General features: G+C 67.7%; 21 protein-coding genes, 1 tRNA gene, 1 other RNA gene and 1 pseudogene. 8 read left to right on the top strand and 16 right to left on the bottom strand.

Features of this window, described 5'->3' with window-relative positions; translation table 11 throughout:
* Positions 1–5: 5 nt before the first annotated feature.
* Positions 6–1889, bottom strand: a complete 1884-nt coding sequence (locus H0B43_RS15715) for a sulfatase-like hydrolase/transferase (protein WP_185727082.1) — start codon at positions 1887–1889, stop codon at positions 6–8.
* A gap of 105 nt (positions 1890–1994) precedes the next feature.
* On the opposite strand from H0B43_RS15715, the gene tgt reads away from it, so the two are divergent.
* Positions 1995–3239, top strand: coding sequence for a tRNA guanosine(34) transglycosylase Tgt (tgt, locus tag H0B43_RS15710; RefSeq protein ID WP_185727083.1), 1245 nt, complete (start codon positions 1995–1997; stop codon positions 3237–3239).
* A 43-nt stretch (positions 3240–3282) separates the two neighbouring features.
* On the opposite strand, the gene H0B43_RS15705 is transcribed toward tgt, so the two are convergent.
* The 3 genes from H0B43_RS15705 to H0B43_RS15695 all read right to left on the bottom strand — a co-directional run bounded on the left by H0B43_RS15705 (position 3283) and on the right by H0B43_RS15695 (position 5569).
* Positions 3283–4011, bottom strand: a complete 729-nt coding sequence (locus H0B43_RS15705) for a queuosine precursor transporter (protein WP_185727084.1) — start codon at positions 4009–4011, stop codon at positions 3283–3285.
* A gap of 108 nt (positions 4012–4119) precedes the next feature.
* Entirely contained in the window at positions 4120–4743 is a 624-nt protein-coding gene (locus tag H0B43_RS15700; protein WP_185727085.1) for an RDD family protein, read from the bottom strand.
* Positions 4744–4900: 157 nt separating this feature from the next.
* Entirely contained in the window at positions 4901–5569 is a 669-nt protein-coding gene (locus H0B43_RS15695) for a hypothetical protein (protein ID WP_185727086.1), read from the bottom strand.
* Between the two features lie 516 nt (positions 5570–6085).
* Between H0B43_RS15695 and H0B43_RS15690 the strand changes: the two genes are divergently transcribed.
* Positions 6086–6571: a DUF4190 domain-containing protein gene (locus H0B43_RS15690; protein WP_185729944.1), complete on the top strand. Its 486-nt coding sequence runs from the start codon at positions 6086–6088 to the stop codon at positions 6569–6571.
* On the opposite strand, the gene gluQRS is transcribed toward H0B43_RS15690, so the two are convergent.
* The 3 genes from gluQRS to H0B43_RS41570 all read right to left on the bottom strand — a co-directional run bounded on the left by gluQRS (position 6540) and on the right by H0B43_RS41570 (position 8429).
* Entirely contained in the window at positions 6540–7496 is a 957-nt protein-coding gene (gene gluQRS / locus H0B43_RS15685) for a tRNA glutamyl-Q(34) synthetase GluQRS (RefSeq protein ID WP_185727087.1), read from the bottom strand. The genes H0B43_RS15690 and gluQRS overlap by 32 nt on opposite strands.
* A 12-nt stretch (positions 7497–7508) precedes the next feature.
* On the bottom strand, positions 7509–8120 hold the full coding sequence (locus H0B43_RS15680; RefSeq protein WP_185727088.1) for a TetR/AcrR family transcriptional regulator: 612 nt from the start codon (positions 8118–8120) through the stop codon (positions 7509–7511).
* 78 nt (positions 8121–8198) lie between these two features.
* Entirely contained in the window at positions 8199–8429 is a 231-nt protein-coding gene (locus H0B43_RS41570; RefSeq protein WP_252189780.1) for a hypothetical protein, read from the bottom strand.
* A gap of 82 nt (positions 8430–8511) precedes the next feature.
* Here H0B43_RS41570 and H0B43_RS43155 point away from each other — a divergent pair, with 82 nt between their 5' ends.
* A complete protein-coding gene (locus H0B43_RS43155; protein WP_397517466.1) occupies positions 8512–8628 on the top strand; it encodes a hypothetical protein in 117 nt (38 codons plus the stop codon).
* Positions 8629–8815: 187 nt separating this feature from the next.
* On the opposite strand, the gene H0B43_RS15665 is transcribed toward H0B43_RS43155, so the two are convergent.
* Genes H0B43_RS15665 through H0B43_RS15655 form a run of 3 tightly spaced genes read right to left on the bottom strand, consistent with a single transcriptional unit; the run spans position 8816 to position 11760 of the window.
* A complete protein-coding gene (locus tag H0B43_RS15665; RefSeq protein ID WP_185727089.1) occupies positions 8816–10354 on the bottom strand; it encodes a metallophosphoesterase in 1539 nt (512 codons plus the stop codon).
* A gap of 39 nt (positions 10355–10393) precedes the next feature.
* Complete coding sequence (locus H0B43_RS15660; protein ID WP_185727090.1) at positions 10394–10954, bottom strand: TIGR03086 family metal-binding protein; 561 nt, start codon at positions 10952–10954, stop codon at positions 10394–10396.
* On the bottom strand, positions 10951–11760 hold the full coding sequence (locus tag H0B43_RS15655; protein WP_185727091.1) for a helix-turn-helix domain-containing protein: 810 nt from the start codon (positions 11758–11760) through the stop codon (positions 10951–10953). The genes H0B43_RS15660 and H0B43_RS15655 overlap by 4 nt, the downstream gene beginning before the upstream one ends.
* Positions 11761–11915: 155 nt before the next feature.
* Between H0B43_RS15655 and H0B43_RS15650 the strand changes: the two genes are divergently transcribed.
* Positions 11916–12431: a hypothetical protein gene (locus H0B43_RS15650; RefSeq protein WP_185727092.1), complete on the top strand. Its 516-nt coding sequence runs from the start codon at positions 11916–11918 to the stop codon at positions 12429–12431.
* Here the strand turns inward: H0B43_RS15650 and H0B43_RS15645 are convergent.
* The 4 genes from H0B43_RS15645 to H0B43_RS15630 form a co-directional block, all read right to left on the bottom strand.
* Positions 12406–13056 carry a YoaK family protein gene (locus H0B43_RS15645; RefSeq protein ID WP_185729945.1) on the bottom strand — a complete coding sequence of 217 codons (651 nt, stop codon included), beginning with the start codon at positions 13054–13056 and terminating at the stop codon, positions 12406–12408. The genes H0B43_RS15650 and H0B43_RS15645 overlap by 26 nt on opposite strands.
* A gap of 109 nt (positions 13057–13165) precedes the next feature.
* Complete coding sequence (locus H0B43_RS15640; protein ID WP_185727093.1) at positions 13166–14125, bottom strand: alpha/beta hydrolase family protein; 960 nt, start codon at positions 14123–14125, stop codon at positions 13166–13168.
* 178 nt (positions 14126–14303) lie between these two features.
* A tRNA-Ser gene (locus tag H0B43_RS15635) sits at positions 14304–14391 on the bottom strand.
* 59 nt (positions 14392–14450) lie between these two features.
* Positions 14451–14945 (bottom strand): DUF3558 family protein, encoded by a 495-nt coding sequence (locus tag H0B43_RS15630; RefSeq protein WP_185727094.1) that lies wholly within the window; start codon positions 14943–14945, stop codon positions 14451–14453.
* 125 nt (positions 14946–15070) lie between these two features.
* Between H0B43_RS15630 and ffs the strand changes: the two genes are divergently transcribed.
* Together ffs and H0B43_RS15620 are read left to right on the top strand one after the other, a co-directional pair.
* Positions 15071–15165: signal recognition particle sRNA small type (ffs, locus tag H0B43_RS15625), an RNA gene on the top strand.
* Between the two features lie 43 nt (positions 15166–15208).
* Positions 15209–16507 (top strand): aminotransferase class I/II-fold pyridoxal phosphate-dependent enzyme, encoded by a 1299-nt coding sequence (locus H0B43_RS15620; RefSeq protein ID WP_185727095.1) that lies wholly within the window; start codon positions 15209–15211, stop codon positions 16505–16507.
* Between the two features lie 47 nt (positions 16508–16554).
* Here H0B43_RS15620 and H0B43_RS15615 read toward each other — a convergent pair whose 3' ends face one another.
* Positions 16555–17391: a DUF1206 domain-containing protein gene (locus H0B43_RS15615; RefSeq protein WP_185727096.1), complete on the bottom strand. Its 837-nt coding sequence runs from the start codon at positions 17389–17391 to the stop codon at positions 16555–16557.
* Between the two features lie 281 nt (positions 17392–17672).
* On the opposite strand from H0B43_RS15615, the pseudogene H0B43_RS15610 reads away from it, so the two are divergent.
* A pseudogene (locus H0B43_RS15610) lies at positions 17673–18265 on the top strand (HhH-GPD-type base excision DNA repair protein).
* Between the two features lie 27 nt (positions 18266–18292).
* Here the strand turns inward: H0B43_RS15610 and H0B43_RS15605 are convergent.
* Positions 18293–19639: an ammonium transporter gene (locus tag H0B43_RS15605; RefSeq protein ID WP_185727097.1), complete on the bottom strand. Its 1347-nt coding sequence runs from the start codon at positions 19637–19639 to the stop codon at positions 18293–18295.
* Between the two features lie 198 nt (positions 19640–19837).
* Here H0B43_RS15605 and H0B43_RS15600 point away from each other — a divergent pair, with 198 nt between their 5' ends.
* Positions 19838–22087 (top strand): DNA polymerase III subunit gamma and tau, encoded by a 2250-nt coding sequence (locus H0B43_RS15600; RefSeq protein WP_185727098.1) that lies wholly within the window; start codon positions 19838–19840, stop codon positions 22085–22087.
* Positions 22088–22283 lie beyond the last annotated feature (196 nt).

Below are 22283 nucleotides of genomic sequence, written 5' to 3'. Positions count from 1 at the left end.
GGTGGTCAGAACACCTCACCGAAAGCGGTCAGCTTCTCGATACCCTCACGGTCGATCTCGCCCGGAGTGTAGCGGTTGATCAGCTGGATGTAGGCGAGGTAACGCGCCATCGCGTCGGCACTCTGCTGAGCGAACGCCGGCGGTAAGGGAGCGGCCAGCTGGCTCGGCAGATACTGCGTCATCAGCTGGGCGGCCATCGCGGGGCCACGCGGGTCGTGATCGAAGGTGTTGTCGAGTTCCGCCCGGCCGCGCTCGGTCGCGTAGTCGTAGAACTCGTACTGGAACGACGCGGGGTCGAGGAAGGATTTGGGCCCCAACCACTTCGAATACACCGCGACCTTCGCCTCGGGGGTGCGGAGCACGTAGATGTGGGTGGGGGAGTTGTTCCAGTTGACCCCCTGCGGTGCGTGCTCGTTGGTGGCGAGGACGACGTGGTCGCGGCCGGCCGCGGCGTTGCTCCGCAGCAGCGGCAGGAGGTCGACGCGTTCGGCGTAGGTGGCGAACAGGTCCCCGGACATCCAGTTCCGGTCGCCGTGACCGAGCGTCGCAAGCAGTGGCACCACGTCGACGCTCGACGTGAGCTGGGCGCGCGGGGTGTCGGTGTCGCCGGTGAATCGTCCGGTCGGGTCGGCGACGATCAGAGGGATGTGGAACGCCTCGTCGTAGGCGGTGGACAGCTTGCCTGCCACGAAGCCGTGCGCCCCGGCGTACTCGCCGTGATCGGAAGTCATGACGAACACCGTGTTCGCCGCGACGTCTGCCGGCAGCGAGTTGATCACCGTGCCGATGTGATGATCGACCATCGACAGCACGTTGGTGTAACTGTCCAGGGCCCGCTCCCAGTACGTGTAGGGCGCGAACGCGATGTGCCGGTCGGGATCGGTGCCCTGACCGTAGGGCTGGAGATAGTAGTTCGACAGATTCTGGACGTCGTCCGTGACGCCACCCCACACCAGGGCCTGGAATTCCCGCGCGAAAACCTGGGTGCTCGGTTTCGACTGCAGCGCCCTCTCGGGTTCCCAGTTCGGCGGCACCGACGGAAATCCCAGGCGCGGGGGATCGCTCTCGCCGGTGGTCACCGACCAGGCCCGGGCGGGGCTGAGCGGGGGAACGTTGTTCGCGTACAGCGACTGGTAGCGTTCGGCTTCCGTTCCGGCCCAGAAGAACTGCTGATCATGGGGGTTGACGAAGCTCGCTGTGAGACAGAACGGCCCGTCGCCGGGTTTTCGCGTCGACAACCAGGCCGCCGCCTGGTCGGCGATGTGCCCGTCGAATTCGAAACCCTCACCGTTCAATCCGATGATGTCGGGCATGGTCAGTCCGTCGAACCCGTACTCCTCCAGATAGCCGGGGGCGAGCCCCGAGTCCTCGTCGGGCGACGGCGACAGATGCCATTTGCCGACGTACGGCGTGACGTACCCGGCCTGCCGCAGCAACTTGCCGTACGTCGGAAAGTCGCGTCCCATCGCGGGCGACGGAACGGGGGAGGCCCGATTACCGGTCCGCGTCTGCAACATCCAGTTCTGTAGCGGATACAGCCCGGTGACGAAGCATGCGCGGCCCGGACTGCACGCCACCCCGGCCGTATAGTGCTGCGTGAACTTCACCCCGGGCGCCCACAGCCTGTGGAGGTTCGGCATGAACCGCTGCAGGAACTGGTCCGCGGTGCTGATCCCGGCCGGAAAGACCTGGGGAAACCGCATCTCGTCGACGACGATGAACACGATGTTGGGCTGCACGTAATTGTTCGGCTGGCGGCGCAGCGGCGTCTCCGACGCGTCCGCTCGGCGGTCGAAGAGACCCGACATCACAGTCACCCCACCCGCGACCGCCGCACCCGAGAGAAACGTTCGCCTGTCGATCCGATGTCCTGACTTCTCGTCGGTCATGGCGGTTCCTCCGGTCGAAGGGATGGATCGTCTCACTCTCTGTACCCACTTTCGAACGAAGTAGTGATGTGTCGACGGAAATGTCGCGCGTGATTGGATACACCCGTGAATGCCGTAGTCCCGACCCCGCCCGATCCGTTCTTCACCGTCGGCACCCGACTCGACGGCCGGCTGGGGCGCACCGGGACCATTCACACCCCGCACGGCGACATCGCGACGCCGTCGTTCGTGGCCGTCGGCACCAAGGCCACCGTCAAGGCCGTGCTGCCGGAGAGCATGAAGGAACTGGGCGCGCAGTCGCTGCTCGCCAACGCGTACCACCTGTACCTGCAGCCGGGCCCGGACATCGTGGACGAGGCGGGCGGCCTCGGCAAGTTCATGAACTGGGACGGCCCGACGTTCACCGACAGCGGCGGATTCCAGGTGATGTCGCTGGGTGTCGGATTCAAGAAGGTCCTCGCGATGGAAGCGGTCGGGGTGCGCTCCGACGACGTCATCGCCAAGGGCAAGGAACGGCTCGCGACCGTCGACGACGACGGCGTCACCTTCAAATCGCACCTGGACGGGTCGCGGCACCGGTTCACCCCCGAGGTGTCGATGCAGATCCAGCACCAACTCGGCGCCGACATCATGTTCGCGTTCGACGAGCTCACCACCCTGTTGAACACCCGCGGCTACCAGGAGCAGTCGGTGGAGCGGACCCAGGCGTGGGCGGTGCGCTGCGTCGCCGAGCACGAGAAGCTCACCGCGGAACGCTCGCACCGCCCGTATCAGGCGCTGTTCGGGGTGGTCCAGGGCGCGCAGTACGAGGACCTGCGGCGGCAGGCGTGCCGGGGTCTGGAGTCGATCACGGGCGAGAGCGGCCGCGGTTTCGACGGGTACGGCATCGGCGGGGCGCTGGAGAAGCAAAACCTGGGCACCATCGTCCGCTGGTGCAACGAGGAACTGCCCGAGCACAAGCCGCGGCACATGCTCGGCATCAGCGAGCCGGACGACTTCTTCGTGGCCATCGAGAACGGCGCCGACACGTTCGACTGCGTCAATCCGTCACGCGTGGCGCGCAACGCGGCGATCTATCACCCGGGCGGCCGGTTCAACATCAACACCAGCCGCTTCCGTCGTGATTTCACACCGATCGACGAGAACTGCGACTGCTACACGTGCGCGAATTACACCAGCGCGTACATCCACCATCTGTTCAAGGCCAAGGAGATGCTGGCGTCGACGCTGTGCACCATCCACAACGAGCGCTTCACCGTGCGGTTGGTCGATCAGATCCGCGAGAGCATCGACGGCGGCTACTTCGACGACTTCAAGGCCGACACGTTGGGCCGCTTCTACCGCACGTGAGTGGGAATGCGTCCTCGGGGACACATTCCCAACTCACGTGGGGTCAGAGCTGGTAGGTGGGCTCGCGCTTCTTCACATAGGCGATGACGCGGTAGGTGATCGGCATGACCAGCACCTCCACCAGGGTCTTCCACAGGAATCCGACGATTACGTAGTTGACGAAATCGCTCCACGTGTCGATGCCGATCGCGCCGGCGGCGATGGAGCAGAAGATCAGGGTGTCGGCGAACTCGCCGACGATCGTCGAGCCGATGAGCCGCGCCCACAGGTGCTTTTCCTTGGTGCGCTCCTTGATCAGTACCAGCGTCACCGAGTTCAGCATCTGCCCGACGAGGTAACCGGACAGCCCGGCGATCAGCAGCCGCGGGTACACGCCGACGACGGTCCGCAGCGCTTCCTGGTTCTCGTAGAAGTCGGCGGACGGCAGTTCGATGAGGAGCCAGAAGCAGAACGCGGCCAGGATCAGGGCGCCGAAGCCCAGGTAGATCGCGCGACGCGTCGACTTGAACCCGTACACCTCGCTGAGGACGTCGCCGAGGATGTAGGCCAGCGGGAACAGGAAGAACCCGCCGTCCGTGATGATCGGCAGGATCTGCAGCGGCCCGAGCGTCAGCGACGAGTCGGCGAAGAATGCGACGCCTTTCGTCGCGCAGATATTCGAGATGAGCAGCGTCGCGGTGAAGAGCGCGACGAACGTGGGGTAGTACCCGCGGCTGACGTGCGCGAACGTCGCGTGGTCGTCTGGTTTGGTCTGCTGATCTGAGGCTGTCACGCCGCAATCCAAGCACCTGCAGGTGGAGGGGCGCGAATCAAGAACGGGTGAACGTACCTTTTGTCCGATCTGACGCGACGAAAGGTACGTTCACCCGCAGAGTTCGGACTAGCCCTGGACGACGCGCGTGCCGCCGGCCAGTTCGTCGTGCTTGCCCTGCTTGGTGGGGCTGCCGTTGATCGTCACGCCGATGACGACGGCGGCGACGACACCGAGCAGACCGAACAGGAACCCGAGGAACGGGAACCCGCCGAGCGCGCACAGCACGTAGAAGCCGTTCCGGGTCAGCGACTGCTGCTGGGTGGGCAGTCCGCCGTTCGGGCCCTCGACGCGCAGGCCCAGGAGCTGCTTGCCGAGGGTCTGACCCCGCGTCGTCTCGAAGAACACGAAGTAACCCACCGCGGCGGCCGCGGTGAGGATCGCCCCGAGAACGCTGCCGAGGAACGTGCCGAGCACCAGCGAGATGACGGTGGTGACCACGGCCAGCGGAATGCCGACGATCAGGCCGTCGATCACCCGCGCCCCGAGGCGCGGAAGGAGGTCGCCGGGCCGGGACGGGTCGAACCCGAAGTCGGGCTGAGTGAACGGCTGGGTGCCGAACTCCTGCGCCGAATCGAACTGCGGCTGTGCGCCGAACTGCTGCTGTCCCGCCCCGTTGTAGTGCGGCTGCCCGTACTGCTGCCCACCGAACGGCTGTTGTCCCTGGTTGGGATCGAATCCGCCAGAAGTCATGTGTTCCCCCTCGAATCGCGAGTCCTGAATGTCTCGGATGACGCCTGAGCACAATACGCAAGGGGTGGGAGTGACTCGAGTGACGGGAGTAGCAAAACGGGTGGGCGTGCTTCCGTCCCCGAGGACAGGAGCACGCCCACCCGTGGGGCGCGAACGGTCAGGCCGCGACGTAACGACCGGTGAGCACGCGGTAGGCGTAGGTCGACGCGATGATCGTGATCGGGATCGAGACGAGAAGTCCGACACCGCAGAGGACTGCACCGACGATGTTGATGCCGACGAGGGCCAGGGCCAGCAGCAGCACCGGGCCGACGTTCTGCGAGATCACGCGGAAACTCGACTTGATGCCGGTGATCGCGTCCTCGTTCTGGTCGATGACGAACTGCAGCGTCCACCAGGTCAGGAAGATCACGATGAGACCGGGGATGATGAGCAGGACGAAACCGATGGTGGAGGCCACACCGATGATGACGCTGGCGATGATGATCGCCCCGACGTTGGTGAACTGGAAGAACGAACCGAATGCCGGCTTGTTGCCGTCCACCTCGTGCAACGCGCCGCGGACGAGTGCGGCGTTGATCAGGTAGCCGACGATGGTGGTGACGATCGTGCCGATGATGCGCCACACCGAGAACGCCGCACTCATGTCGGACGACGTGCTGAACCCACCGAAGACGAGGTTCAACACCACCTCGATGACGACGGCGATCAGGAGAATGCCGATCCAGATGAGGGCGTTGTCCTTGAACTTGTTCCAGCCGTAGCCGATCGCGTCGCCGACCGAGAACTGTCCCGGCGTCTGCCCGGGGGCGCCGTAATTCGACATCGGCGGGGGCGGCGGATATCCGCCGGGCGGTGGACCCTGCGGCGGGGGCGGGTAATTACCCTGCGGCGGATAATTTCCGCCGGGCGGGGGTCCTTGCGGCGGGGGCGGGTAATTGCCGGGCGGCGGCGGATAGTTACCGCCGGGCGGCGGGGGATATCCGCCGGGCGGTGGACCCTGCGGCGGCGGAGGGTAATTCCCCGGCGGCGGCGGATAACCACCGGGCGGCGGGGGAGGGTTGCCCTGCGGGGGGTATCCGCCCTGGTCACCGCCTTGGGGTTTGTCGTTCGGGTCGTATCCACCAGTCGTCATGTGATCCCCTCAGCAAGAGTTGAGCGCTCGCGCGTGACAGTGCGAATAAACACTACGTGGACAATCCTTTACTCGCCTCCCTTTGGTCTGCTTCTTCTCCTGCGGTTTTGATGCTTTACGCTGGTTATCGTGACTAATTCTGGGGGATCGGACGATTCGAATCCGTACAACGGGCAGACACCACCGAGTTACGGTGAGGTGCCGGGATTGCCACGTGACGGTTACGGGGTCGACGAATCCGGTTATCCCACCTATTCGGCGCCCACCGAGAAGTACCCCGACTACCAGCAGCCGGGCGCGTACGGAACTCCCCCGAATCCGTATGCGGCGCCGAATCAGTACGGCGGCGACCAGTACGGCGCACCGACCCAGTACGGGGCGCAGGGACAGTACGGCGGTCCCGGTCCGCAGTACGGCGCCCCGAATCCGTACGGCGCGCCCTACCCGCAGTCGCGTGGGACGAACGGTCTCGCGATCGCGTCGCTGATCACGTCGATCGTCGGCGGGTGCTTCTACGGGGTCGGCTCCATCGTCGGCATCATTCTCGGCATCGTTGCGCTGGGCCAGATCAAGCAGTCCGGGCAGGAGGGCCGCGGCCTCGCAATCGCCGGAATCGCCATCGGCGGTGCCTACGTCGTCGGCTGGATCCTGTTCTTTGTCATCATGTTGATCGCGGCGGCGTCGGGGGCCTGACCACCCACGGTTCGCGCGGCAGACGGGCGGGCTCGAAGCGGTCGAGGAGGCTGCCGAGATCCACGACCTCGCCCGGTGCCGCGAGGCCGAGCGATGTCGCCAGCAGACCGAGGACGTCGCCGGGGGTGCGTCCCAACGCTTTCAGGTCGGTGAGGGTGACGGCGCCGTCGCGTTTCGCGAGCCGCTTGCCGTCCTCGTTGAGTGCGAGCGCGACGTGCGCGTAGGTGGGGGCGGTCGACCCGAGCAGTCCCGCGAGGTACGCCTGGCGGGGCGCGGACGACAGCAGGTCGTCGCCGCGCACCACCTGATCGATTCCCTGGGCGGCGTCGTCGACCACCACGGCCAGGTTGTAGGCGGGCGTTCCGTCTCCGCGGCGCAGCACGAGGTCGTCCACCGTGCCGGAATAGCTTCCGTGCAGGACGTCGTCGATCGTGAACGACGTGACGTCGGCGCGCAGTCGCAGTGCGGGTGGGCGTCCGCCGGCGAGCCGGTCCGCGCGTTCGTCCGGTGTCAGGTTGCGGCAGGTCCCCGGGTAGGCGCCCTGGGGGGCGTGCGGGGCCGAGGCCGCCTTCTGGATTTCCCTTCTCGTGCAGAAGCATTCGTAGGTGAGACCGGCGTCGTGGAGGTGCGCGATGGCATCCGCGTATCGCGGGATCCGGTGCGACTGCGACACGACGTCGCCGTCCCAGTCGAGGCCGAGTTCGGTCAGGTCGGCCAACTGCTGGTCCCGGGCGCCCTCGCGGACGCGGTCGAGGTCTTCGACGCGCAGCAGGAACCGTCGGCCGGTCGACCGCGCGAACAGCCATGCCAGCACGGCCGTCCGCAGGTTGCCGAGGTGCAGGTCGCCGGACGGACTGGGGGCGAACCGTCCCGCACCCTCCGCCGAATGTGACAGCGGTTCACTCTGACGAGACGGATGTGACATCGGGCGACGGGTTCAGCTGGCCAGTTCGATCGACGACGACGGCGCGGCGTCGGCGCCCTGCAGAATCATGCCGATCTGGATGTCGAGCGCGTGCTCGAGGTACTCCGGTGGGTACAGCGCCGGACTGCCGAGGGCGTCGAGGGCCAGGCCGTCGACGGTGGCGAGCAGAAGCGCCGCACGGGTTTCCGCTTCGGGTGTGCCGATCCCGATCAGCACGGCGGACAGTCCGGTGCGGATGGTGAACAACGTCTGGCGTCGGATCTCGGCGAGCGACGGGGAGGTCGCGGCCCGGACGGCGAAAGCCGCCAGTACGTGGGCCTCCCGCGACCTCGCCTCGTCCAGCGGCAGGAGCTGGGACATCGCCGCGAACAGGGCCGGCGCGGGATCGCCGCCGCGGTCGATCTCCGACAGCCGGGTGAGCACGGTGTCGACGAGAGTGCGCAGCGCGAACGCGAACATCTCGTCCTTCGTGGAGAAGTGGTGCTGGACGGCACCGATGGACACACCCGCCCTCTTGGCGACCTCACGTACGCTGGCACCCTCGAGACCGGACTCGGCCGCGACGTCGAACAGGGCTGCGGCCAGGTGCTCGGGGCTGGTGGACGAGTATCGGCGTTCGCGCATGCCCCGAACATTACTTACGTATTGATTCAATACGTGCGTCAGATGCCCGTGTCGCTCGAGTGACGGGTGTGTTTCCGGTTATCGGCGGACGTACGTCAGGAAAATCACCCCGCTCTCGAAGGCCCGGCTGTCCGCGAGCCGGAACCGCTGGGGTGCGAATTCGCCGTCGAACAGGGGAACGCCGGTGCCGATCGCGACGGGGTTGAGTCCTCCCGCGGGCTCACCTTCCGCGCGGTCGACGCGGAGGCCGAGGTACCGAAGGGGACGGCATCCAACTACTTCACCAACCGCGACGACCTGTTCGACCACGTGGCAGGCGGATTCACGAACGCATGGGGCCCGACCCGCGGTACTCGAGGACACCGTTCGTCGACCGCAGAACCTGGCACTCGTGATCGAGTACATGCAGGGACTGTTCGGCAGGATCACCCGCGACCGGTCGGGATACCTCGCGCTGCACGAGTTGCGCCTCGAGGCGGTCCGGCGTCCGAGTTGCGGGCCACGGTGACCCGCACGATCTCCGAGAATCTGGAGCGCGGCATCGGGTTTCCTCTCGACTCGGGGCTCCCCGACGCTCTCATCGCCGATCTCGTGACGCGCGCCCTCGCTATGCCGGACGCCTGAGCGCGTAGTCGTCCACGTACGCCGTCCGCGGCAGCAAGACAGCTTCGCCGCACAACTGATCGAGCTACATCTCAGGGCACAGGGATGACGGCGCGCGGCAGGTCGGCCCGCAACTCCACGTCGGTGACGAAGTCCCCGTCGCCGGGCTCGTAGCGTCGCTGCGGATCGAAGTCCTCCACCCGGAAGCTGCCCAACGTGGGGGAGTGCGTGGTGACCGCGAGCGCCCCGCCGTCCAGGTCGAACTGCAGGAGCCGCTGAAAACCGGTCTCGCGGCGGCCGTCGACGGCGAAGTACTGGTAGTCGGCCAGCAGTTCCACAACCTTCCGGTCCGTGTCGCCCACCTTCCGGTCGGTGACCGTGGTCTGCCCGTCGACATGCCCGGCGAGCACCAGGAACACCGTCTCGAACGGAACGACGAGCCGGTTCCAGATCTGCTGTCCCGCACTGCCCCCGATGTCACCGAACCCGCTCATCCGCAGCGAGCCGTCCTCGTCCAGGTAGTAGTGGCTGCCGATCACCACGTTGCGGTTCGGATGGTCGGCGAGCACATTCTCGGCCCACTTCAGGACGTGCTCGGGTGGGTTGTAACCGATGTAGAGCAGCAGGAATTTCGCGCCGGCGATGTCGAGCAGATCGTAGTGCGCCGAATTGTCCGTGTCCGTGACGGATTCGCCCCAGTACGGCTGATCGCGGAACCGCCACGGCCCGAAGAACTCGTTGTAGAGGGCGTGGTTCTTCTCGTGCTCGCCCGGGATGAGCCGTCCGCCGGCGTTCCACAGATTGTCGTGGTTGCCGGGCAGCACACCATAGGGAATGCCGGCGTCCTCGAGTGTGGCCATCGCCTTGTCCGCGACCTCGAACTCGGACCGGGCCCGGGAGTCGGGTGCTCCCGGGCGGATCCAGCTCTGGACGAGGTCGCCGGTGTGCATGGAGTAGGCGATCTTGCGTGCGCCGGCGTTGTCGGCGGTCCACCGGGTCATGTCGAAATACACCTCGGGCCGATCGCGTGACACGTACTGGGTGTCCGAGATGTGCTGCAGCGCGAAGTCGTACGTGCTCGGGTCGGCGAACTGCTGATCGGCCGTTCTGTTGGCCTCGCGAAAACTCCGGTCCCGCCGGGGACCGTCGACGACGAGGATCTGCGCGGAGTCCGCATCCTCGATCGTCGTGGTCAGCGTGACCGGGCCGCCCGGGGCGGACGGCTGCGCCGTCGCGACAGGCTCACCCCAGCGCTGCCGGTCTTCGTCCCACACGTGCATCGCGAGGTCGTCCAGATTCAGCGACCGGCCCTGCCACGTCACGTCGGCCCCGGAGGTGTCCGCAGAAAACCGGATCTCGTATCGCATGTAGGGGTACTCGTCGAAGTCGCGGCTGGTGGCCGACGTGCCGTCCGACTCGTCGCCCGGAATCCGCTGCGAGGGGGTGGCCTCGCCGGTGGTCCCGGCGAACATCACCGCCGACGTGAGCGGCACCGAGGTGGTGAGGCCGCAGGCCGGCAGTCCCGACGCGCCGCGGGGCGCGGGATCGGCGAGGGCGACCATGTCGCCCCCGAGCAGCGCCGCGGCGAGCGTCACCGCAGCGAGTGCGGCAAACCGTCCCGGCACGCTCATGATCCGAGGTTACAAGCGCGGCCGGGGCGGTGCCGACCGTCAGGCCTTGCGGCCGAGGAAGGCCAGGACCCGGGTCTGCTCGTCGGCGTCCGCGGGCACGTCCACGGCCGGGCCGCACACGCCGGCCGTGCGGATGCTGTCGCCCAACTGCTCGGCGACGCCGCCGACCCAGGTCAGGTCGTCGGCGGGAATGGTTTCGTCGAGACCGGTGGCCCGGGCCAGGTCCCAGCCGTGGACCACCAGATCGAAGCAGTGGAAGCTGTCGACCGTCTTTCCGAGTTCGGTGCGGCCGAAGTGCCCGTCGTATTCGCGGCCGGCGAGAGCGGGATCGTCCAGGATCTTCTGCATCTCATCGCGGGTGGACGCCCACGCGGCAGCCGGATCGTCGTCGACGGACGGGCCTTCCGGCAGTTCGAGATCCACGACGGTGACGATGTAGCGCTGCGTGTCGATCACGTGCCGCACGACGTCGCGGGCCGTCCAGCCATCGCACGGGGACGCGTCGTCCCAGCGATCGGCGGGCACGGAATCGACCCGGTTCGTGAACTTGGCGGCGAGATCGCGGTAATGGGCGGCGGGGGTTTCGGTTGTCGAGGTCATGCTGCCGATTCTTCTCCCGTCCACTGCCCGGGCGCTTGAACATTTCCGACATCGACGACGGAATCCGTCCCGTGCCAGTCGGGTGCCTCGCCGGCGAGGAGCGCGGACGGGGTCAGCGACGAGATCCGGCGGCATTCCCGCGACAGGTGTGCCTGGTCGCTGTACCCGGCGGTGGCGGCGAGTTCGGCGAGTCCGGTCCGCGTCCCGGATTGCGCCAGCGCCATGAACCGCTGCAGTCGCAGGATGCCGCGCAGTGTCGCGGGCCCGTACCCGAACGCGGCGTTGCACCGCCTCTGCAGTTGCCGCTCGGTGACCGAGGCGGCGTCGGCGAGGGCACCGACGTTCCAGGAGTGCCGGGCGAGGGCCTGCCGGACGTTGCCGATCAGCGGGTCGGCCTCGGGCCCGCGATCCCGCCACACCCGCACGGCGTTCTCGAACAGGGCGACGCGTTCCGCACAGCCGGACGCGTTGTCGAGACGGTCGGTCAGGGTCCGTTCCCACGTGGACCCCAGGACGTCCCCCAGCCCGACCCGGATGTTGCGGACCTCGGCGGCCGACGTGCGCAGCAGCGGCGCGCCGGCGCCGGGACGGAAACGGACACCGACGGAGTCGGTACCCGGAGGCAGCGTGAACGACCAGGCCGCGGTTTCGGGACCGCACACCCGGATCCCTACTCCCCGGATCCACAGAATGTCCATGCACGCGTCAGGCACCAGCAGATGTTCGCCCTCCGCGCGCGCCGACCATCCGCACACGAGGGTGTCGGTGAGGTCGGACGACGGCGAGGTCGGCGCGTACCAGCCCATGTCATGGAGCGTAATCACCGATACCGACACGTGCGGTCCGGGCACATCACCCGAAGTGCCCGCACCAGCACGCAACTCGAGGTGAACTGTATGCACGGGTCCGCAGAGGTTCCCCGGAGGCCCGCCACTTCGCCGTCACAGAGAACGAGGACTCCATGAGACGAACATGGGCGCTGGCAGCGATCGTCGCCGTCAGCCTGACCTTCTCGAGTTGCGCCTACGACCGCACCGACTCCGGCGACACGGGAGGAAACGCCCCGGTGTCGCCGACACCGACATCCCCGCCCGTCGCGCCCGGCACGCCGGTGCTCAAGATGGGGTCGACCACACTCGGCGACGTGATGGTCGACAACGGGGGCATGACCGTCTACGTGTACGACAAGGACGAGGTGGGTTCCGGCGCCAGTTCGTGCCGCGACACGTGCCTGCAGTCGTGGCCGCCGGTCACCTCGGTCACCGACAACCCGACGGTGCAGGGACTGCAGGAAGTCGTCATCGACACCATCCCCGCCGCGGACGGCACCCATCAGCTCACCGTGAACGGCCGTCCCGTGTACCGCTACAAGGACGACAACAAACCGGGCGACGCGTACGGGCAGGCGGTCGGCAGCGTGTGGTGGACCCTCGACTCCGCCGGCAACCCGGTCACGACAACTGCGGGCGGCGAGTAGGCCGGTCGACTCTCCGGTGGACGGTGGCGGTCAGCGCCGCCGACAGCGCTGCAGCGAACCACAGGGCGTCCAGCCCGATCCAGCGGTGCGCGAGTGTGCCCGTCACCGCCCCCACCACGAGGCCTGCCCACAACGCGAAGTGCCGCAGCCACGCCCACCGCGACCCGCCGAACAGTGCGCCGGCCAGCCGGTGTCCCATCTTCACGAGGGCACCCGTCATGTAGGTGAGGCCGACGGTGACCTCGCCGTCGCGCTGGAAGAACGAGTTCTCGGCGCCCATCGCGAGCAGCATCGCGCCGACGGCCACGATGCTCGCACCGAACGTCGCCGCCACCGAGCCGGCGATCAGCAGTCCCGACACCACCGCGAGCACCGTCGTCCGGACGGGCAGGCCCCGTCGGTCGGACAGGTGCACGACCACGGCACCCAGGACGCACCCGAGCACGAACGTGCCGATCACCGTCGCTGCCGTCAGGGCGGGCGCCCATCCGGCGTCCGCGAAGTCGACGCTGAACCGGGTGAGGTTGCCGCTCATGAAGGCGACGAAGAACCCGCCGAGCGTGATGAACCCCAGCGCGTCGACGTACCCGGCCAGCGTGGACAGCACCACCGCCAGGACGAGCATCCGCCTGCTGTCGTCGATCGGCACCCCCACATCAAACACCGCGGCGAACGACAGTGGCCCCCGATCCGAAGATCGGGGGCCACTGTCGGTGTACCGGGGTGAGCTCTTGCTAGGAGGTGCCGAGCGCGGGGGCGAGGGTGCTGGCCCAGGATTCGTGCAGCCGGTCCTGCCAGTAGTTCCACGTGTGGAGGCCCTCGTCGGCGATGTGCGTCTGCAGGTTGGCGCCTGCGGCCTTCGCCGCCGGGACGAACGTCCTACTGCTCAGACCCGAGGCGGTCTCGAGGGGAACCGTCTGCGAGAACTTGACCGGGTCGAACGATTTGCTGTCCGGGTCGACGGTGGGATCGCCTGCCGCCGAACCCGCACCGGACGAGATGTAGACGGACTTGCCGCGCAGTGCGCCGACGTTGAGCAGCGGGTCGTTGCGCAGCCACGTGGCCGACGGCCAGAAGCCCCACATGTTCAGCGCGTCGCCGCCCATCTGGGCGACCGAGACCTGGATGCCCTGGGCGAAGCCGGGCGAGCTGGCCGTCGGGTACCCGCTGTAGGAGGCGACGGCCTTGTAGAAGTCGGGGTGGTGGGTGGCGAGGTTCAGCGCCGAGGTGCCGCTCATCGACAGCCCGGCGACCGCGTTGTTCACTCCGTCGCTGCCGAACTGCGACGCCATCACCGGGGGCAGTTCCTGGGTCAAAAAGGTCTCCCACTTGACCCGGCCGAGCTTGGGGTCGTCGCGAAGCCAATCCGAGTAGAACGTGCCGCCGCCGCCGAACGGGATGGCAACGTTGACGTGCTTGCCGGCGAAGAAATTCTCCACGTCGGTCTCGATCAGCCAGCCGTTGTTGTCGTCCGGTGCGCGCAGGCCGTCGAGCAGGTACAGGGTCGGCGCAGGACCGCCGCCGGCCGCCTTCAGCACCTTGACCGGAATGTTCTTGTTCATCGACGGTGAATACACCGAGATCACGGCCGAGTCGGCATGCGCGATGCCGGTTCCGGCCAAGACGGACACGAGGCCCGATGCCAATACTGCGACGAGGCCCACGATCAGCGCGCGGGTGCGACGAATCGCCATACCAATGTCCTTTTATCTCGAATCGGCACACAGCACAGCGAACGCTGCACCGAAGACGATAACAGGGAGATAACGGATTGCGCCTGCTGTGGCCTGGTCTTCCGCTGCAGAGGGGTTTGCGTTCACGACGAAAGAAGCCCCTGCGAACCGCTTCTCGGCAGTTCACAGGGGCTTCCTGTGGCGGAGGATAGGGGATTTGAACCCCTGAGGGCGTTAACCCAACCCGCGTTCCAGGCGAGCGCCATAGGCCACTAGGCGAATCCTCCGTGGAGGAGCATACCCAACGACGGCTGCTCACCGTTAAACGGCCAGGTAGTCGCCAGTTCTACGACCACTTCAGCTGGTCGACGGCGTACTCGGCGAGGGGCACGGAACGGTCGCAGGACGTGTCCGGGTTCGCGGTGGCGTCGAGTCCGAACTTCGTCTCGATCGACAGGGTGCCGGCGTCGGTGCTGACCTCGAGGATGCACTGGTACTTGCTCTCGGCGAGGGCCCGGCCCTCGAGTCCGCCGACGGTGATGGTGCGCAACGGGTCGACCGGTTCCGGCGCGCTCGTCGTGGTGACGGTCACCGTGTTCAGGGCCTCGGGTTTGCCCCACGTGCACGCTCGACGTTCGGGACTGTCGGTGGCGGTGCCTTCGCCGGCGCCCGCCGTCAGGAGCGGCGCGAGCGTCGCATCGTCCGCGAGCGTGCACGGCTCGGCCGCGTCCCAGCTCACCGCGGCCGAGGCGGCCGAGGTGTCGTCGCCTCCGCCGCAGGCCGACAGTGCCGCCACGGCGACGGCGAGTACCGCCGCGTGTGCTGTCCTTCTCAGTTTCATCCCGATCCTTTGCCGACGGTGGCCGAATGCGGGGGCGACCGTAGCACTGGCCGTGGTCAGACGCTCGGCGTCGGCCGCGACCCGGGGTGGATCCCAGCCGCGGCCCGGGGCCGTCTACACTCTGTGGTGGATCCCGCGCGGCGCGCATCCTGTGAACTCCCCCAGGGCCGGAAGGCAGCAAGGGTCAACGGGCTCTGCCGGGTGCGCGGGGTCCCCTATCTTTCGCATACCCGACCCACGATGTCGGTGAGAGGCCGCTCCTGATGACCAACCAGACCCAGATCGGGTTGATGAGCCATGAGGAACTACTTTCGGAGCACGAGCGCCAGACTGCGAGTTACGCGCAGCTGAAGACCGAGAAGCTCACGCTCGACCTCACCCGCGGCAAGCCCTCGCCCGAGCAGCTGGATCTGTCGGCGGCGCTGTTGTCCTTGCCCGGTGACGGCGACTTCCGTGACGGCAACGGCACCGACACCCGCAACTACGGCGGGCTCGCCGGTCTGCCGGAACTGCGCGCCATCTTCGGTGAACTGCTCGGCATCCCCGTCGAGAACCTGCTCGCCGGCAACAACGCCAGCCTCGAGATCATGCACGACAACGTCGTGTTCGCACTGCTGCACGGCACCCCCGACTCCTCGCGCCCCTGGTCGCAGGAGGAGAAGGTCAAGTTCCTGTGCCCGGCGCCCGGCTACGACCGCCACTTCGGGATCACCGAGACCTACGGCATCGAGATGATTCCGGTGCCGATGCGCCCCGACGGCCCCGACGTCGCCGTCATCGCCGAGCTGGTGGCGAACGATCCGCAGATCAAGGGTCTGTGGGCCGTCCCCAACTACTCCAACCCCACGGGCGCGGTGTACTCGGAAGAGGTCACGCGGGCACTGGCGTCGATGCCGACCGCCGCCCCCGACTTCCGGCTGTTCTGGGACAACGCCTACGCCGTCCACCCGCTGGTTGGTGAGACGGCGCCGTCGCTGGACATCCTCGGGATGGCGGCGGAGGCGGGGCACCCCAACCGGCCGCTCGTGTTCGCGTCGACGTCGAAGATCACGTTCGCCGGTGCGGGCGTCAGCTTCTTCGGTTCCTCGACCGCGAACCTGGCCTGGTACCAGAAGTTCCTCGGCAAGAAGAGCATCGGTCCCGACAAGCTGAACCAGCTGCGGCACCTGCGGTTCTTCGGTGACGCCGATGGCGTGCGCGCCCACATGGAGAAGCACCGCGAGATCCTGGCGCCCAAGTTCGCGCTCGTCCTGAAGATCCTCGAGGACCGTCTCGGGGCGTCCAAGGTGGCGTCGTGGACGGAGCCGAAGGGCGGATACTTCATCAGCCTGGACGTCGTCGAGGGCACCGCGAAGCGCGTCATCGCTCTGGCGAAGGAGGCTGGGATCGCGCTCACTGCCGCCGGATCGGCGTTCCCGTACGGAATCGACCCGGAGGACAAGAACATCCGGCTCGCGCCGAGCTTCCCCTCGATGGACGATTTGGACAAGTCGATGAACGGTGTCGCGACGTGCGTGCTGCTCGCGGCCACCGAATCGCGCCTGGATCTTCCGAAGTCCTAGCGTCGCCGTCCGGCCGCTCACCATCGGGTGGGCGGCCGGACGTGTCTCTACATCCGGGCGTAGCGGGCCATCACGAAGCTGTACAGCCCGTACGCGGCGACGCCCAGTCCGGCGAGGACCAGCAGGAACTGCCCGAACGGCGCCGAGCCCAGGGTCTTCACGGCGCCGTCGATGCCGGTGGCCTTGGACGGGTCGGAGTTGAAGACCGCCACGATGACCAGCACACCCGCGCCGGCGATGACGAGCCCCTTGGCCACGTACCCGACCACGCCGAGGGGTTCGACGAACCTCGACGGGGTGCCCTTCAGGTCGTCCAGGAAGTTCTTCGCCGCCCCCTTGTAGATGTGGTAGATGCCGACGCCGATGGCGACCAGGGCGACGACGATCAAGACGAATTTTCCGCCGCCGGACTGCATCAGCCGGGCGCTGAGCCCGGCGTTCTGCTCGCCGCTGGACTTGCCGCCGCCGCGTGCGAACTGGACGGCCGAGAACGCGAACGCGAAGTAGACGACGGCCAGGCTGAACGCCTTGACGCGGTCCATCGCCGACGTTCCGTCGTTCTTCGTGTCGGACTGTTCGGAGGGGTGCGGCCCGACGATCGTCTCGGCGAGCCGCCACAGCGCCATCGCGACGAACGCGATCGCCGCCACCCACAACGCGAATCGGCCACCGGGTTTGGAGGCCAGCGTGCCCAGCGCCCCGGACTGGTCGGCGTTGCCACCGCTGCCGAACGCCAGCTGGATGATGATGTACGCGATCAGCAGATGTACGAACCCGCTCATTACGTGCCCGGCGCGGGCTACCCGTTCGAAGGTGGTGCTGTCGGTTGCACGATCCACGGCTCCGCTGATACCGCTGGCTCGGTTGGCTTCGTTCTGGGCCATCGGGTGTCCTTCGGGTCGTGCGATGGACCGGAGTCCCTTGACCGTAGTCGCGTACCCGGTATCGGCCGCGCCGACACCGGGTACGCGCTATCGCACTGCGCTTGTGACGCGGTCGATCAGGTCGGCGACGGTACGCGGCCAGCTCTGGTCGGACGCGGCGGTGTTGCGGGAACCGGGAGCGTACCGACCGGTAATGCAGTGATGTTGATAACTCTGTGAATAAACCGCGCGTCGAGGTGAAGGGAGCACCCGCCCGATCGCGGGATGGCAGGATCGAGCCCATGGCACGCACGCTGAATCTGGTAGGGGACCCGGACGCCGACGCACTCCTGGCGAATGATCCGCTGGCGCTGCTCATCGGGATGTGCTCGATCAGCAGGTTCCGATGGAGACGGCGTTCGCGGGCCCGAAGAAGCTGGATGACCGGCTCGGCGGGCTCGAGGTGCACCGCATCGCCGAGATGGATCCGGAGGAGTTCGCCGCCGTCTGCTCGCAGACCCCCGCCGTGCACCGATTCCCCGGATCGATGGCCACCCGCATCCAGTCGTTGTGCGCGTTCCTCGTCGAGAACTACGACGGCAGCGTCGAGGCGGTGTGGACGAGCGGCGACCCCGACGGCAAAGAGGTACTGAAGCGCCTGAAGGCGCTGCCAGGGTACGGCGATCAGAAGGCCCGGATCTTCCTGGCGCTGCTCGGCAAGCAGATCGGGGTGGAGCCGAAGGGCTGGCGGGAGGCCGCCGGCGACTACGGCACCGAGGGATCCCGTCGGTCGATCGCGGACGTCGTCGACGACAAGAGTCTCCACGAGGTCCGTGAGTTCAAGAAGGCCGCGAAGGCCGAGGCGAAGAAGGCCGCGGCAGCGAAGAAGAAGTAGCGGGTCTACGGCAGCGCCGAAGACCCGCTACTCGGGATCGGACGGCTTCTGCTTCTGTTCGGCGTCGAGTTGTCGCCGGCGTTCGGCCTCGTGCATCCACGGAAACACGCTGTTGCCCTGGCCGCCGCCGTGGGGGCCGTGCCCGAGCACGCCGTGTTCGTAGGCCGATTCGGCGTGCAGCGCGAGGTCGATGCCGGAGGACTCGTCCTCCCGGCTCACCCGGAAACCGAAGGTGCGGTCGATCAGTTTGCCCAGCGCGAACGTCACGCCGAACGCGTACAGGGCGACGACCACCACGGCGAGTAACTGCTTGCCGAGCTGGGCGAACCCGCCCCCGTACAGCAGGCCTTCCGGTCCGCCGGTCATCACCTCGGTGGCCAGCAGGCCGATCAGGATCGTGCCGACGATGCCGCCCATGAGGTGGACACCCACGACGTCGAGCGAGTCGTCGTACCCGAGGCGGAACTTCCAGCCGACCGCGAACGAGCAGACCACACCGGCCACCGCACCGACGACCACCGCGCCGACCATGCTCACGGTGCCGCAGGACGGGGTGATCGCGACCAGGCCCGCGACGACACCGGACGCCGCGCCGAACGTGGTGGGATGGCCGTCGCGCTTCTGCTCGACGAGCAGCCAGCCGAGCAGGCCGGTGCATCCCGCGACGAGGGTGTTCAGGAAGATCGCGGCGGCGGTTCCGTCGGCGGCGAGCGCGGAGCCCGCGTTGAAACCGAACCAGCCGAACCACAGCAGGCCGACGCCCAGCAGCACCAGCGGCAGGTTGTGGGGGCGCATCGACTCGGATTTGAATCCGAGCCGCGGGCCCAGGACCAGCGCCAAGGCCAGGCCGGACGCACCCGAGACGATCTCGACGACCAGCCCGCCCGCGTAGTCGAGGGCGCCGAACTGCGCGATCCAGCCCTGCGGGTTCCACACCCAGTGCGCGACTGGTGCGTAGACGACGAGTGCCCAGACGGGTACGAAGATCATCCAGGCCGAGAATTTGGCGCGGTCGGCGATCGCGCCGCTGATCAGCGCGGCCGTGATGATCGCGAACGTCAGCTGGAACGTGGCGAACAGGATCTCGGGGACCTGCCCGTGGACGGTGGTCGGGTCGATGCCCGCCATCCCCAGGTGCTCCAGCCCTCCGATCAGGCCGCCGCCGATGTCTTGGCCGAAGATGAGTGAGTACCCGGCCACCAGCCAGGCGACCGTGACCAACGCGATCGACACGAAGCTCATCATGATCATGTTCAGTACGCCGGTGGAACGGACCATCCCGCCGTAGAACAGAGCGAGCCCCGGGGTCATCAGCAGGACCAGCGCGGTACTGATCAGAAGCCAGGCGGTAGCTCCGGCATCGATTGCAGGCACGACATTCTCCTCACACACCCGGACGAAACCAGGCGCGGAAAATCACGATGACCGCGGGCGGTTTCCACTGTGATGCCGATGCGTTGCGAACGTGTTACGCAATTCGATCAGGCCGGATTTCTGCCTGTGAGTAGCGGCCCGACCGGGTGCTTCGACCACCGGGACCGAGCTGTCGGGGCCCGCCGGTAGTCTTTCCGCGTGGCCCTGTACCGGAAGTACCGACCCGCATCCTTCGCCGAGGTGGTGGGGCAGGAGCACGTCACCGAACCACTGAGCACCGCCCTCGACGCCGGACGGATCAACCACGCGTATCTGTTCTCCGGTCCCCGCGGCTGTGGCAAGACGTCGTCTGCCCGCATCCTCGCCCGATCGCTGAACTGTGTGGAAGGTCCCACCTCGACGCCCTGCGGCCAGTGCCCCTCGTGTGTGGCGCTCGGCCCCGGCGGGTCGGGCAACCTCGACGTCACCGAACTCGACGCGGCCAGCCACGGTGGCGTCGACGACACCCGTGAGCTGCGTGACCGCGCGTTCTACGCGCCCGCCGAGTCGCGGTACCGGGTGTTCATCGTCGACGAGGCGCACATGGTCACCACGGCCGGGTTCAACGCTCTCCTCAAGATCGTGGAGGAGCCGCCGGAACACCTCATCTTCATCTTCGCCACCACCGAACCCGAAAAGGTGCTGCCGACCATCCGTTCGCGCACCCATCACTACCCGTTCCGCCTACTGGCCCCGGCGACCATGCGGGGACTGCTGGAGAAGATCTGCCGGCAGGAGAGCGTTCCGGTCGCGGACCCGGTATATCCGCTGGTCATCCGCGCGGGTGGCGGTTCGCCGCGTGACTCGCTGAGCATCCTCGACCAGCTCCTCGCCGGTGCCGGAGACGAGGGTGTCACCTACCCCCGCGCGCTCGCGCTGCTCGGTGTCACCGACGTCGCACTGATCGACGACGCCGTGGACGCGCTGGCCGCCGGCGACGGCGCAGCGCTGTTCGGGACGGTCGACCGGGTGATGGACGCCGGGCACGACCCACGCCGCTTCGCCGTCGACCTGCTCGAGCGGTTGCGCGACCTCATCCTGATGCAGGCGGTGCCCGACGCCGCCGAACGCGGCCTGGTCGACGCACCCGGCGACGTGCTCGAGCACATGAGGGCGCAGGTTCAGCGGATCGGTCCCGCCACGCTCACCCGCTACGCCGAGGTGATGCACGCGGGTCTGGGCGAGATGCGCGGCGCCACCGCTCCCCGGCTCCTGCTCGAGGTGATGTGCGCCCGGATGCTGCTGCCCTCGGCGTCCGATGCGGAGTCCGCCGTGTTGCAGCGAATCGAACGCGTCGAACGCGGACTTCCGCCCGCCGGCGCAGCGCCGGCCGTCGACGGGGCCCGTCCCGCTGTGGCGCCGACTCGTGCGCCCGAACGTCCCGCGGAGCCGGAACCGGAAGCGAAGTTCCAGCGCCCGTCGATGCGCCAGGCCGCGGCCGCCACCATGCCCCCGCCGCCCGAGCCGGAACCCGAACCGATGCCGCGGCCCGCCCCGGAACCCGAGCCGACGCCCGAGCCTGTGCCGACTCCCGAACCGGAGCCGACGCCTGTACCCGCGCCCGAGCCCGAGCCGGCGCCTGTTCCCGTCCCGGAGCCGACGCCGCAGCCTGTGCCGACGCCCGAACCCGAGCCGGAACCGCCGCTCGCCCCCGAGGTCGACGCGGAGCCTGCCGCATCGGAACACATGGATGCTGCCGCATCGGAACACATGGATGCTGCCGCATCGGAACACATGGATGCTGCCGCATCGGCCGGCCCCGACGCGACCGCCTTGCGGGAGTCCTGGAATTCGCTGCGCGAGAAGGTGAGTCAGCGGAACAAGATCCTGCCTGCGATGTTGTCTGCCGCGACGGTGCACGACGTGCAGGGCAACCGCCTGATCCTGGCGCACCCCGTTCCCAATCTGGGCGCGCGCATCGCTTCGCCGCACAATGCCCGGGTGATCGCCGAGGTCCTGTCCGAGATGTTCGGCGGCTCCTGGGAAGTGGAGTATCAGGCCGGTGCTCCGTCGGCGCCGCCCCCGCCGGTGGCGAAGGTCGCCGCGGCACCGACGAAACCAGCCGGCGCCCCCCGGTTCTCCCGGCCCAGTCAGGAGAGGGCGGCGCAGCGCCCGACGCAGGAGCAGTCCGACACGCGACCCTCCGATTCGGGCGCGGCGCAGGCTCGTCCGTCGTCCGAGCCCGACGACGACATCCCGCCGCCGGAAGCACCCGACTACCCGGACGATCCCGGTCCCGTCGATTACGAGGCCGTGTCGTCGACGCCGCCCGTCTCCACACCGGAGGACGAGGAAGAGATGTTCGCCGAGGCGGCCGAGCCCGTCGACCCCGCCACCCGCCGCGACCCGGAAGATGTGGCGTTCGAACTGCTCAAGGACATGCTCGGGGCCAAAAAGCTCGAGGGCTGAACTCAGGCGCAGCTTCGCCGGTCCCGCAGCATCGGGACGGCCGGGGATCACAGTGAGATCCGCCGGTCGTGATCGCCTGGGTCACGATCCAGGATCGCTTCGGTCCTTCCTCTGGTTTTGCAACACGTTCTAAGGTGGACGTGCCGGGGTATGCCCCGTGCAGAGCGCCGTGTGCACGGTCGGCGTCGACGCAAAT

The organism is Rhodococcus sp. 4CII, assembly GCF_014256275.1.
Lineage (GTDB): Bacteria > Actinomycetota > Actinomycetes > Mycobacteriales > Mycobacteriaceae > Rhodococcus_F > Rhodococcus_F wratislaviensis_A.
The sequence above is the reverse complement of the archived record's forward strand: the minus strand, read 5'-3'. Positions and strand labels throughout refer to the sequence as shown.